The organism is Bacillus aerius (genome assembly GCF_029894105.1).
Taxonomy (GTDB): Bacteria; Bacillota; Bacilli; order Bacillales; family Bacillaceae; genus Bacillus; species Bacillus altitudinis.
Genome location: NZ_JARYHO010000001.1, coordinates 3,786,278 through 3,799,020 on the forward strand (window position 1 = coordinate 3,786,278; position 12,743 = coordinate 3,799,020).

At 45.5% G+C, this 12,743-nt stretch carries 6 protein-coding genes, 2 tRNA genes and 3 rRNA genes; 10 read left to right on the plus strand and 1 reads right to left on the minus strand.

The genetic code is table 11. From position 1 onward, the window contains the following. Nucleotides 1-12: 12 nt before the first annotated feature. The 10 genes from yaaA (at nucleotide 13) to rrf (ending at nucleotide 11,716) form a co-directional block, all read left to right on the plus strand. Nucleotides 13-228, plus strand: a complete 216-nt coding sequence (gene yaaA / locus M2353_RS19600) for a S4 domain-containing protein YaaA (RefSeq protein ID WP_008347598.1) — start codon at nucleotides 13-15, stop codon at nucleotides 226-228. Nucleotides 229-244: 16 nt separating this feature from the next. Beyond that, nucleotides 245-1,357 carry a DNA replication/repair protein RecF gene (gene recF / locus M2353_RS19605; RefSeq protein WP_007497487.1) on the plus strand — a complete coding sequence of 371 codons (1,113 nt, stop codon included), beginning with the start codon at nucleotides 245-247 and terminating at the stop codon, nucleotides 1,355-1,357. A 17-nt stretch (nucleotides 1,358-1,374) separates the two neighbouring features. Next, entirely contained in the window at nucleotides 1,375-1,620 is a 246-nt protein-coding gene (gene remB / locus M2353_RS19610) for an extracellular matrix regulator RemB (protein WP_024718423.1), read from the plus strand. A gap of 57 nt (nucleotides 1,621-1,677) precedes the next feature. Further along, nucleotides 1,678-3,594, plus strand: a complete 1,917-nt coding sequence (gyrB, locus tag M2353_RS19615; RefSeq protein ID WP_024718422.1) for a DNA topoisomerase (ATP-hydrolyzing) subunit B — start codon at nucleotides 1,678-1,680, stop codon at nucleotides 3,592-3,594. A 233-nt stretch (nucleotides 3,595-3,827) separates the two neighbouring features. Next, entirely contained in the window at nucleotides 3,828-6,332 is a 2,505-nt protein-coding gene (gene gyrA / locus M2353_RS19620; RefSeq protein ID WP_017359864.1) for a DNA gyrase subunit A, read from the plus strand. Nucleotides 6,333-6,698: 366 nt separating this feature from the next. Next, nucleotides 6,699-8,247 (plus strand): 16S ribosomal RNA (locus M2353_RS19625). A 96-nt stretch (nucleotides 8,248-8,343) separates the two neighbouring features. Beyond that, nucleotides 8,344-8,420: transfer RNA gene (locus tag M2353_RS19630), tRNA-Ile, on the plus strand. A gap of 14 nt (nucleotides 8,421-8,434) precedes the next feature. Continuing rightward, nucleotides 8,435-8,510: transfer RNA gene (locus tag M2353_RS19635), tRNA-Ala, on the plus strand. A gap of 98 nt (nucleotides 8,511-8,608) precedes the next feature. After that, nucleotides 8,609-11,539, plus strand: a 23S ribosomal RNA gene (locus M2353_RS19640). Nucleotides 11,540-11,600: 61 nt separating this feature from the next. After that, nucleotides 11,601-11,716 (plus strand): 5S ribosomal RNA (rrf, locus tag M2353_RS19645). The 16S, 23S and 5S rRNA genes sit together here with 2 tRNA genes alongside, the layout of an rRNA operon. An 11-nt stretch (nucleotides 11,717-11,727) precedes the next feature. Here the strand turns inward: rrf and M2353_RS19650 are convergent. Further along, on the minus strand, nucleotides 11,728-12,696 hold the full coding sequence (locus tag M2353_RS19650) for a YaaC family protein (RefSeq protein WP_113767306.1): 969 nt from the start codon (nucleotides 12,694-12,696) through the stop codon (nucleotides 11,728-11,730). Between the last annotated feature and the right edge of the window lie 47 nt (nucleotides 12,697-12,743).

The following is a 12,743-nucleotide window of genomic DNA, read 5'->3' on the forward strand; positions in this document are numbered from 1 at the left end:
GAGGTCGATACAATGCCTAATCTGATAACGATTGAAACAGAAATGATTACATTAGGGCAGTTTTTGAAATTAGCCGAAGTCATTCAATCTGGTGGAATGGCGAAGTGGTTTTTAAGTGAACATGAGGTGTTCATCAATCAAGAGCCAGATAATAGACGGGGACGCAAATTATACCCAGGTGATGTTGTCGAGATAGAAGGTCACGGCACATTTCAAGTTGTGAATTAGAAACGGGTGACAATACATGTACATTCAAAGTCTGGCGTTAACTTCATACCGAAACTATGAACACACCGAGCTTCAATTCGACAATAAGGTGAATGTGATGATTGGTGAGAACGCCCAAGGTAAAACGAACCTGATGGAAGCGATCTATGTATTGTCGATGGCAAAGTCTCATCGTACGTCAAATGATAAAGAACTTATCCGATGGGACGAAGACTATGCTAAAATAGAAGGTAGAGTCATCAAAAAAAATGGTCCACTCCCCATGCAGCTCGTGATCTCAAAAAAAGGAAAAAAGGGCAAGGTCAATCACATTGAACAACAGAAACTCAGTCATTATGTTGGTGCCTTGAACACCATCATGTTTGCACCAGAGGATCTCAGCCTTGTGAAAGGTAGCCCGCAAATCCGCAGAAGATTCCTCGACATGGAGATTGGACAAGTGTCTGCTGTCTACTTGCATGATTTATCGCTCTATCAAAAAATCCTCACTCAGCGAAATCATTACTTGAAACAATTGCAAACAAGAAAGCAAACGGATCAAGCGATGCTGGAGATTTTAACAGAGCAGTTGATTGATGCGGCAGCGAAGGTTGTCAAAAGACGACTGACTTTTACGAAACAGCTCGAAAAATGGGCGCAGCCGCTGCATTTTGGGATTTCAAGAGAGCTGGAAACGCTCACGCTCCAATACCAGACGGCCATAGAGGTATCAGAAGCGTCAGACTTGTCGAAAATAAAAAATAGCTATGAAGAATCGTTTCAGAAACTAAGAGACAGAGAAATAGACCGAGGGGTGACGCTATGGGGGCCTCACAGAGATGATCTTCTTTTCTTTGTGAATGGTCGGGATGTTCAGACATATGGCTCTCAAGGGCAGCAAAGAACAACAGCTCTTTCACTAAAGCTGGCAGAAATTGATCTGATTCATGAAGAAATCGGTGAATACCCAATTCTTCTGCTCGATGATGTTTTATCTGAACTTGATGATTACAGACAGTCTCATTTGCTCCATACCATTCAGGGACGTGTACAGACCTTCGTCACCACTACGAGTGTTGAAGGCATCGATCACGCCACCTTGAAAGAAGCGGAAATTTTCAGAGTAGCCAGTGGAAAAGTAATTGACTGATAAATGAGGTGTGGGTCTTGTATATTCATTTAGGTGATGATTGTGTTGTTTCTACACGAGAGATTGTCGCAATTGTTGATTACAAAATGAGGTCATCTTCTGTTGTAGAGGAATTTCTTCAAAAACAAGAAGAACAAATCATTTCGTTGTCACAAGGGACACCCAAATCCATCGTCGTCACAACTAAATCTGTTTATTACTCTCCTCTTTCCTCAAGCACGCTCAAAAAACGTGCTTCATTTGTGATTGAAATTGAAGTCTAAAAGCTCAATTCATATAAATATATCGTTTAAGAAAAGTGTAGGTGAATGTACGTGGCAATGGAACAGCAACATAATAGTTATGATGAAAATCAGATACAGGTGCTCGAAGGACTAGAAGCGGTTAGAAAACGTCCAGGAATGTACATTGGGTCAACCAGTGCAAAAGGACTTCACCATCTTGTATGGGAAATTGTCGACAACAGTATTGATGAGGCTTTAGCTGGTTATTGTACAGACATTACAGTGCAAATTGAAAAAGATAATAGCATCACAGTGAAAGATAACGGCCGCGGAATTCCTGTTGGGATTCATGAGAAAATGGGACGTCCTGCTGTAGAAGTGATTATGACGGTTCTTCACGCTGGTGGTAAATTTGACGGCAGCGGTTATAAAGTATCTGGCGGTTTGCATGGTGTAGGGGCATCTGTTGTTAATGCGTTATCTACGACCTTAGACGTGACCGTATACCGTGATGGGAAAATTCATTATCAACAATTCAAACGCGGTGTTCCAGTTGGAGATTTAGAGATCATTGGTGAAACAGATGTAACAGGGACAACCACTCATTTTGTGCCAGATCCAGAAATTTTCACTGAAACCATTGAATTTGATTACGACACACTTGCTAACCGTGTACGTGAGTTAGCTTTCTTAACAAAAGGCGTCAACATCATCATTGAAGACTTACGTGAAGGCAAAGAGCGAAGAAACGAATACTGCTATGAAGGCGGTATTAAGAGCTATGTAGAACATTTGAATCGCTCGAAGGAAGTCGTTCATGAAGAACCAGTTTACATCGAGGGTGAAAAAGACGGAATCACCGTTGAAGTTGCACTGCAATACAACGATTCCTATACAAGCAATATTTATTCTTTCGCCAACAACATCAACACATATGAAGGCGGAACACATGAAGCAGGCTTTAAAACAGGTCTGACGCGTGTGATCAATGATTATGCTCGTAAAAATGGCGTATTCAAAGATGGTGACTCGAATTTGAGCGGTGAAGATGTACGAGAAGGCTTAACAGCCATTATCTCTATCAAACATCCAGACCCTCAATTCGAAGGACAAACGAAGACAAAGCTCGGTAACTCAGAAGCAAGAACCATTACCGACTCCCTCTTCTCCGAAGCACTTGAGAAATTCCTCCTAGAGAACCCTGATGCTGCAAAGAAAATTGTGGAGAAAGGTGTGATGGCAGCTCGTGCAAGAATGGCTGCCAAAAAGGCACGTGAGCTGACAAGACGTAAAAGTGCACTGGAAGTCTCTAGCTTGCCTGGGAAACTGGCAGACTGTTCTTCTAAAGATCCTTCCATCTCTGAGCTTTATATCGTAGAGGGAGATTCTGCGGGCGGATCTGCTAAGCAAGGTCGTGATCGACATTTCCAAGCGATCTTACCGTTAAGAGGGAAGATCCTAAACGTTGAAAAAGCACGACTAGATAAAATTTTATCTAACAACGAGGTTCGTTCAATGATTACAGCGCTAGGGACTGGAATCGGAGAAGACTTCACTTTAGAGAAAGCACGTTATCACAAAATTGTGATCATGACTGATGCTGATGTTGATGGAGCGCATATTCGGACGCTACTCCTAACATTCTTCTATCGCTACATGCGTGAAATCATTGAAAACGGTTATGTGTATATTGCACAGCCGCCTTTATATAAAGTGCAGCAAGGAAAGCGTGTTGAATACGTGTATAACGATAAACAGCTAGATGAACTGTTAAAAACACTGCCTCAAACACCGAAACCTGGACTTCAGCGTTATAAAGGTCTTGGAGAGATGAATGCTACTCAGCTTTGGGAAACAACAATGGATCCTGATGCGAGAACACTTCTTCAAGTGACACTTGAGGATGCAATCGATGCTGATGAGACTTTTGAAATGCTAATGGGAGATAAAGTAGAGCCGAGACGTAACTTTATCGAAGAAAATGCACAATACGTAAAAAATCTTGATATTTAGATAGGTATCCCCCCTTGAGAGCAACCTTATTTCTTGTTTGGAATAAGGTTGTTTTTCAAGAAACAGGGGCGTGAAACGAATGTCCTGGTTTTCTGCGTTTCGTCGATTTTCTAGTAAATAAATGTGTATAAAGGCAAGATTATTGATATAATGGAGAATAGTCTTGTGAAGATAAATACATATTTACTCCCACATAATTTATTTCATGTGATACGTAAAGGGAGGTTCTTATAGTGAGTGAACAACATACACCAAATGTACGCGAAGTGAATATTAGCCATGAAATGCGTACGTCCTTTTTAGATTATGCAATGAGTGTTATTGTTTCGCGTGCATTACCAGATGTGCGAGACGGATTGAAGCCCGTGCATCGAAGAATTTTGTATGCGATGAATGACCTAGGTATGACAAGTGATAAACCATTTAAGAAATCTGCACGTATCGTTGGGGAAGTTATCGGTAAGTACCACCCTCACGGTGATAGCGCTGTATATGAAGCGATGGTTCGGATGGCGCAAGATTTCAACTATCGTAATATGCTGGTTGAAGGGCACGGGAACTTTGGTTCTGTCGATGGAGACGGTGCAGCAGCCATGCGTTATACCGAGGCACGTCTATCTAAAATTTCGATGGAGATCCTGCGCGATATCACAAAGGACACCATTGATTATCAAGATAACTACGATGGCAGTGAAAGAGAGCCAGTCGTTATGCCTGCTAGGTTCCCGAACTTATTAGTGAACGGGGCAACTGGAATCGCTGTAGGGATGGCAACGAATATCCCGCCTCACCAACTAGGTGAAGTGATTGATGGGGTATTGGCAATTAGTCAAAATCCTGAAATGACGACACAGGAACTAATGGACATCATTCCAGGTCCAGACTTCCCAACTGCTGGACAAATCATTGGCCGAAGCGGTATTCGTAAAGCGTATGAAACAGGACGCGGCTCTATTACATTACGTGCAAAGTCAAATATCGAAGAAACATCTAGTGGTAAGCAGCGCATTATCATCAACGAGATTCCTTACCAGGTTAATAAAGCTCGTTTGATCGAAAAAATCGCTGACCTTGTCCGTGATAAAAAGATTGATGGCATTACAGATCTTCGTGATGAATCTGACCGTAATGGAATGAGAATTGTCATTGAACTGCGAAGAGACGCAAACGTCCATGTTCTATTAAACAATCTTTATAAACAAACGACACTTCAAACGTCCTTCGGTATTAACTTGCTTGCACTTGTTGATGGACAGCCGAAAGTGTTGTCTCTCAAACAATGTCTTGAATATTACCTTGAGCATCAGAAAGTGATCATTCGTCGAAGAACGGCGTATGAATTGCGTAAAGCGGAAGCAAGAGCTCATATTTTAGAAGGCTTAAGAATTGCGCTTGATCACTTAGATGAGGTCATTGCCTTAATTAGAGGCTCTCAAACTGCTGAAATTGCAAGAAATGGTTTGATGGAAAACTATAGCTTGTCTGAAAAACAAGCACAGGCCATTCTCGATATGCGACTCCAGCGTTTGACTGGTTTAGAAAGAGAGAAAATAGAAGATGAATACAAAGGGCTTGTTGAATTGATTGCTGAATTGAAAGCCATTCTAGCAGACAATGAGAAAGTTCTAGAAATCATTAGAGAAGAATTAACAGAAATCAAAGAACGCTTCAATGATACGCGCCGCACAGAAATTGTGACAGCGGGTATAGAAACAATCGAAGACGAAGATTTGATTCCTGTTGAAAATATTGTGATCACACTGACTCATAATGGTTATATTAAGCGCCTGCCTGCATCAACATACCGCAGTCAAAAAAGAGGCGGTAAAGGTGTACAAGGAATGGGAACCAACGAAGATGATTTCGTTGAACAGCTGATCTCAACATCTACGCACGATACGATTCTCTTCTTCTCTAATAAAGGGAAGGTCTATCGAGCGAAGGGCTATGAGATCCCTGAATTCGGACGAACAGCGAAAGGGATTCCGATTATTAACCTTCTTGAAGTAGAAAAGGGAGAGTGGATAAACGCCATTATTCCAGTCAGCGAATTTGATGAAGATTCGTATCTCTTCTTTACAACAAGACACGGTGTATCGAAACGAACGTCATTGTCTCAATTTGCAAACATCCGTAACAACGGTTTGATTGCACTCAGCCTGCGTGATGAAGATGAATTGATGGCTGTTCGTTTAACCAATGGTGAAAAACAAATCATCATCGGAACGAAAAAAGGAATGCTCATTCGTTTCGACGAGACAGATGTTCGTGAAATGGGACGTACAGCAGCTGGAGTTAAAGGGATCACACTTTCTGAGGATGACATCGTCGTTGGAATGGAAATCCTTGAGCCAGATGCAAATGTATTGATCGTAACTGAAAAAGGTTATGGTAAATTAACGCCTGAAAAAGAATATCGTGTCCAAAGCCGTGGTGGTAAAGGTCTGAAAACGTGCAAGATCACTGACAACAACGGTCCGCTTGTTGCAGTGAAGGCGACTAACGCTGAAGCTGAAGAAGACTTGATGATTATTACAGGTAGTGGTGTCATCATCCGTATGGCTGTTTCAGATATCTCCACAACAGGCCGAGTCACTCAAGGTGTCCGTCTGATCCGTCTAGGTGATGATGAACATGTCGCTACAGTGGCATTAGTAGAACAATCACCAGAAGACGATGAAGAGAATAGTGAAGAAAACGTAGAAAATGTAGAGTCAGATCAAGAGCAATCTGAGTAAAGATAAAGCCGGTTTTTCACCGGCTTTATTTTTTTTTGAAAAAACATGATTTTTTTTGAAGTTTATAATGCTTTTTTCATAGATATGTGTTAATCTTTCAAAGGAGCAAAAAGAGGCTCTATTTTTTATCTCTTTCATAACAAAAACTTCTTAAAAAAATAAAATGTTTTTCAAGAAAAATGTTGACTATTGATAGAGATATATGATATATTTAAGTGGTCGCTTTGAGAGAGTGACAAACAAGTTCTTTGAAAACTAAACAAGACAAAACGTACCTGTTAATTCGAGTTTTTATAAAAAAATCCTATGATACATCATAGGTAGTCAGTCAAACGCTGACGAAAAACAAAACTTCGGTTTTGTACTTTTTCGGAGAGTTTGATCCTGGCTCAGGACGAACGCTGGCGGCGTGCCTAATACATGCAAGTCGAGCGGACAGAAGGGAGGTTGCTCCCGGATGTTAGCGGCGGACGGGTGAGTAACACGTGGGTAACCTGCCTGTAAGACTGGGATAACTCCGGGAAACCGGAGCTAATACCGGATAGTTCCTTGAACCGCATGGTTCAAGGATGAAAGACGGTTTCGGCTGTCACTTACAGATGGACCCGCGGCGCATTAGCTAGTTGGTGAGGTAACGGCTCACCAAGGCGACGATGCGTAGCCGACCTGAGAGGGTGATCGGCCACACTGGGACTGAGACACGGCCCAGACTCCTACGGGAGGCAGCAGTAGGGAATCTTCCGCAATGGACGAAAGTCTGACGGAGCAACGCCGCGTGAGTGATGAAGGTTTTCGGATCGTAAAGCTCTGTTGTTAGGGAAGAACAAGTGCAAGAGTAACTGCTTGCACCTTGACGGTACCTAACCAGAAAGCCACGGCTAACTACGTGCCAGCAGCCGCGGTAATACGTAGGTGGCAAGCGTTGTCCGGAATTATTGGGCGTAAAGGGCTCGCAGGCGGTTTCTTAAGTCTGATGTGAAAGCCCCCGGCTCAACCGGGGAGGGTCATTGGAAACTGGGAAACTTGAGTGCAGAAGAGGAGAGTGGAATTCCACGTGTAGCGGTGAAATGCGTAGAGATGTGGAGGAACACCAGTGGCGAAGGCGACTCTCTGGTCTGTAACTGACGCTGAGGAGCGAAAGCGTGGGGAGCGAACAGGATTAGATACCCTGGTAGTCCACGCCGTAAACGATGAGTGCTAAGTGTTAGGGGGTTTCCGCCCCTTAGTGCTGCAGCTAACGCATTAAGCACTCCGCCTGGGGAGTACGGTCGCAAGACTGAAACTCAAAGGAATTGACGGGGGCCCGCACAAGCGGTGGAGCATGTGGTTTAATTCGAAGCAACGCGAAGAACCTTACCAGGTCTTGACATCCTCTGACAACCCTAGAGATAGGGCTTTCCCTTCGGGGACAGAGTGACAGGTGGTGCATGGTTGTCGTCAGCTCGTGTCGTGAGATGTTGGGTTAAGTCCCGCAACGAGCGCAACCCTTGATCTTAGTTGCCAGCATTCAGTTGGGCACTCTAAGGTGACTGCCGGTGACAAACCGGAGGAAGGTGGGGATGACGTCAAATCATCATGCCCCTTATGACCTGGGCTACACACGTGCTACAATGGACAGAACAAAGGGCTGCGAGACCGCAAGGTTTAGCCAATCCCACAAATCTGTTCTCAGTTCGGATCGCAGTCTGCAACTCGACTGCGTGAAGCTGGAATCGCTAGTAATCGCGGATCAGCATGCCGCGGTGAATACGTTCCCGGGCCTTGTACACACCGCCCGTCACACCACGAGAGTTTGCAACACCCGAAGTCGGTGAGGTAACCTTTATGGAGCCAGCCGCCGAAGGTGGGGCAGATGATTGGGGTGAAGTCGTAACAAGGTAGCCGTATCGGAAGGTGCGGCTGGATCACCTCCTTTCTAAGGATATATGGAGCAGCGTACGTTTTTCGTCTTGTTTAGTTTTGAAGGAACTTGCAAAAGATCCTACAACATCATATCTTCGATATGAAAGATGGGCCTGTAGCTCAGCTGGTTAGAGCGCACGCCTGATAAGCGTGAGGTCGGTGGTTCGAGTCCACTCAGGCCCACCATCTTCTATTAAATCGGGGCCTTAGCTCAGCTGGGAGAGCGCCTGCCTTGCACGCAGGAGGTCAGCGGTTCGATCCCGCTAGGCTCCACCAACGTGTTCTTTGAAAACTAGATAACAATAAGTAATACATTCACATTGAATGCAATGCAAAGTTCATCACACATAGTGATTCTTTCTAAAGTAAGAAATGGTTAAGTTAGAAAGGGCGCACGGTGGATGCCTTGGCACTAGGAGCCGATGAAGGACGGGACGAACACCGATATGCTTCGGGGAGCTGTAAGCAAGCTTTGATCCGGAGATTTCCGAATGGGGAAACCCACTGCTCGTAATGGAGTAGTATCCATACTTGAATACATAGAGTATGAGAAGGCATACCCGGGGAACTGAAACATCTAAGTACCCGGAGGAAGAGAAAGCAAATGCGATTCCCTGAGTAGCGGCGAGCGAAACGGGAACAGCCCAAACCAAGAGGCTTGCCTCTTGGGGTTGTAGGACACTCTATACGGAGTTACAAAGGAACGATATAAGCGAAGAGGTCTGGAAAGGCCCGCCAAAGAAGGTAACAGCCCTGTAACTGAAATGTTGTTCTCTCCAGAGTGGATCCTGAGTACGGCGGAACACGTGAAATTCCGTCGGAATCCGGGAGGACCATCTCCCAAGGCTAAATACTCCCTAGTGACCGATAGTGAACCAGTACCGTGAGGGAAAGGTGAAAAGCACCCCGGAAGGGGAGTGAAATAGATCCTGAAACCGTGTGCCTACAAGTAGTCAGAGCCCGTTAACGGGTGATGGCGTGCCTTTTGTAGAATGAACCGGCGAGTTACGATCCCGTGCAAGGTTAAGCAGAAGATGCGGAGCCGCAGCGAAAGCGAGTCTGAATAGGGCGCATGAGTACGTGGTCGTAGACCCGAAACCAGGTGATCTACCCATGTCCAGGGTGAAGTTCAGGTAACACTGAATGGAGGCCCGAACCCACGCACGTTGAAAAGTGCGGGGATGAGGTGTGGGTAGGGGTGAAATGCCAATCGAACCTGGAGATAGCTGGTTCTCTCCGAAATAGCTTTAGGGCTAGCCTCAAGGTAAGAGTCTCGGAGGTAGAGCACTGATTGGACTAGGGGCCCCTACCGGGTTACCGAATTCAGTCAAACTCCGAATGCCGATGACTTATCCTTGGGAGTCAGACTGCGAGTGATAAGATCCGTAGTCGAAAGGGAAACAGCCCAGACCGCCAGCTAAGGTCCCAAAGTATACGTTAAGTGGAAAAGGATGTGGAGTTGCTTAGACAACCAGGATGTTGGCTTAGAAGCAGCCACCATTTAAAGAGTGCGTAATAGCTCACTGGTCGAGTGACTCTGCGCCGAAAATGTACCGGGGCTAAACGTATCACCGAAGCTGCGGACTGTTCTTACGAACAGTGGTAGGAGAGCGTTCTAAGTGCAGTGAAGTCAGACCGGAAGGACTGGTGGAGCGCTTAGAAGTGAGAATGCCGGTATGAGTAGCGAAAGACGGGTGAGAATCCCGTCCACCGAATGCCTAAGGTTTCCTGAGGAAGGCTCGTCCGCTCAGGGTTAGTCGGGACCTAAGCCGAGGCCGAAAGGCGTAGGCGATGGACAACAGGTTGATATTCCTGTACCACCTCCTCACCATTTGAGCAATGGGGGGACGCAGGAGGATAGGGTAAGCGCGGTATTGGATATCCGCGTCCAAGCAGTTAGGCTGGGAAATAGGCAAATCCGTTTCCCGTGAAGGCTGAGCTGTGATGGCGAGCGAAATTTAGTAGCGAAGTTCCTGATTCCACACTGCCAAGAAAAGCCTCTAGCGAGGTGAGAGGTGCCCGTACCGCAAACCGACACAGGTAGGCGAGGAGAGAATCCTAAGGTGATCGAGAGAACTCTCGTTAAGGAACTCGGCAAAATGACCCCGTAACTTCGGGAGAAGGGGTGCTTCTTAGGGTGTTAAAGCCCCGAGAAGCCGCAGTGAATAGGCCCAGGCGACTGTTTAGCAAAAACACAGGTCTCTGCGAAGCCGTAAGGCGAAGTATAGGGGCTGACGCCTGCCCGGTGCTGGAAGGTTAAGAGGAGCGCTTAGCGTAAGCGAAGGTGCGAATTGAAGCCCCAGTAAACGGCGGCCGTAACTATAACGGTCCTAAGGTAGCGAAATTCCTTGTCGGGTAAGTTCCGACCCGCACGAAAGGCGCAACGATCTGGGCACTGTCTCAACGAGAGACTCGGTGAAATTATAGTACCTGTGAAGATGCAGGTTACCCGCGACAGGACGGAAAGACCCCGTGGAGCTTTACTGCAGCCTGATATTGAATGTTGGTACAGCTTGTACAGGATAGGTAGGAGCCTTGGAAACCGGAGCGCTAGCTTCGGTGGAGGCATCGGTGGGATACTACCCTGGCTGTATTGACCTTCTAACCCGTTGCCCTTATCGGGCAGGGAGACAGTGTCAGGTGGGCAGTTTGACTGGGGCGGTCGCCTCCTAAAATGTAACGGAGGCGCCCAAAGGTTCCCTCAGAATGGTTGGAAATCATTCGCAGAGTGTAAAGGCACAAGGGAGCTTGACTGCGAGACCTACAAGTCGAGCAGGGACGAAAGTCGGGCTTAGTGATCCGGTGGTTCCGCATGGAAGGGCCATCGCTCAACGGATAAAAGCTACCCCGGGGATAACAGGCTTATCTCCCCCAAGAGTCCACATCGACGGGGAGGTTTGGCACCTCGATGTCGGCTCATCGCATCCTGGGGCTGTAGTCGGTCCCAAGGGTTGGGCTGTTCGCCCATTAAAGCGGTACGCGAGCTGGGTTCAGAACGTCGTGAGACAGTTCGGTCCCTATCCGTCGCGGGCGCAGGAAATTTGAGAGGAGCTGTCCTTAGTACGAGAGGACCGGGATGGACGCACCGCTGGTGTACCAGTTGTTCTGCCAAGGGCATCGCTGGGTAGCTATGTGCGGACGGGATAAGTGCTGAAAGCATCTAAGCATGAAGCCCCCCTCAAGATGAGATTTCCCATTCCGCAAGGAAGTAAGATCCCTGAAAGATGATCAGGTTGATAGGTCTGAGGTGGAAGCGTGGTGACACGTGGAGCTGACAGATACTAATAGATCGAGGACTTAACCTATATTCTAATGTGAAAAATGAACGTTGTTATCTAGTTTTGAGAGAACATTCTCTCCATCAGGTTTGGTGGCGATAGCGAAGAGGTCACACCCGTTCCCATACCGAACACGGAAGTTAAGCTCTTCAGCGCCGATGGTAGTTGGGGGTTTCCCCCTGTGAGAGTAGGACGCCGCCAAGCTTTTCAAAGGATCAGTTCCAATCGGAACTGGTCTTTTTTGTGTTTTCTTCTAGCAGCATCATGATATAAGCTGGAAACTTATCCTCTGCAATCTCCATATAACGTTCAATCATGACATAATCATCACTAATATATTGAGATAAAAGCTCGTACCACCATTCTGTTTCGTAGCGGGCAATCATACTGAGGTTATACATTAACAAGTAATGGCTGATGATCTCAGGAATCCCTAAAAAGGCATCTCGCGTTGATGGAATGAACCATTGATTCATTTCTAAATCATAATGAAGATGAGTAGCAAGAGCAGGGTTTTCTTCTGAAAATACATCAAATGTTAGTTTTTTAGCCTCTCGTTGCTTAAGCTTCCAAGTTGTATGGAACTCAAAATACTCAATAAAACGTTCGGCAGACATATTATAGAGCAAGGGAATATGATCTTGAATCAATATGCCATTTGCTTGCTCTACTTTCACTAAAGTCGCGGGCTGTTTTTGAAACTCAAGAATATGACCCATTTCAGGTATTTTTGAAAGGAGATTGATCATCGTAAATCGTTCATCTTCAAGACCATTTAAATGAAATAAGTGCTTTAATACATGCATACATAATCCGTTTCGCTGAATCTTGACTTCATCCTCACTAAAACGATAATGTTGCTTCTTTCTTTTTCTTGAGGTGACGCCATGAGCTAAGACAGAGGTTTGAGAAGGATAGTCGGGATCCACTGTCAGCAAACATGCCTTTAACAGCTGTGCCATTCCATAAAACAATAAAATCGGTTTTAGTTCAAGCGGAGCTGATGCGGCTTGGTCATAAAATGTATGACCGTGCTTTAAAAAGTAAATAAATCGTTCACAGTTTTTATAGGCTTGTTGGTTTGCCTCCTGAATATTCCGTTTCTCGTACTGTTGAAATAGAAACTTTTGGGAAGTTTCAAGTGAGTAAAAACGTTTTAAATCCTTCCATCCTGAACTTTTCATCTTCTTCCTCAACTCTCTTTATATTTTCTAAAAATTGCAACTGTTTG

Excerpts from the sequence above, each read along its gene's own strand:
- gyrB (WP_024718422.1), top strand. The coding sequence starts at position 1,678 with ATGGAACAGCAACATAATAGTTATGATGAAAATCAGATACAGGTGCTC.
- yaaA (WP_008347598.1), top strand. The coding sequence starts at position 13 with ATGCCTAATCTGATAACGATTGAAACAGAAATGATTACATTAGGGCAG.
- M2353_RS19650 (WP_113767306.1), bottom strand. The coding sequence starts at position 12,696 with ATGAAAAGTTCAGGATGGAAGGATTTAAAACGTTTTTACTCACTTGAA.
- recF (WP_007497487.1), top strand. The coding sequence starts at position 245 with ATGTACATTCAAAGTCTGGCGTTAACTTCATACCGAAACTATGAACAC.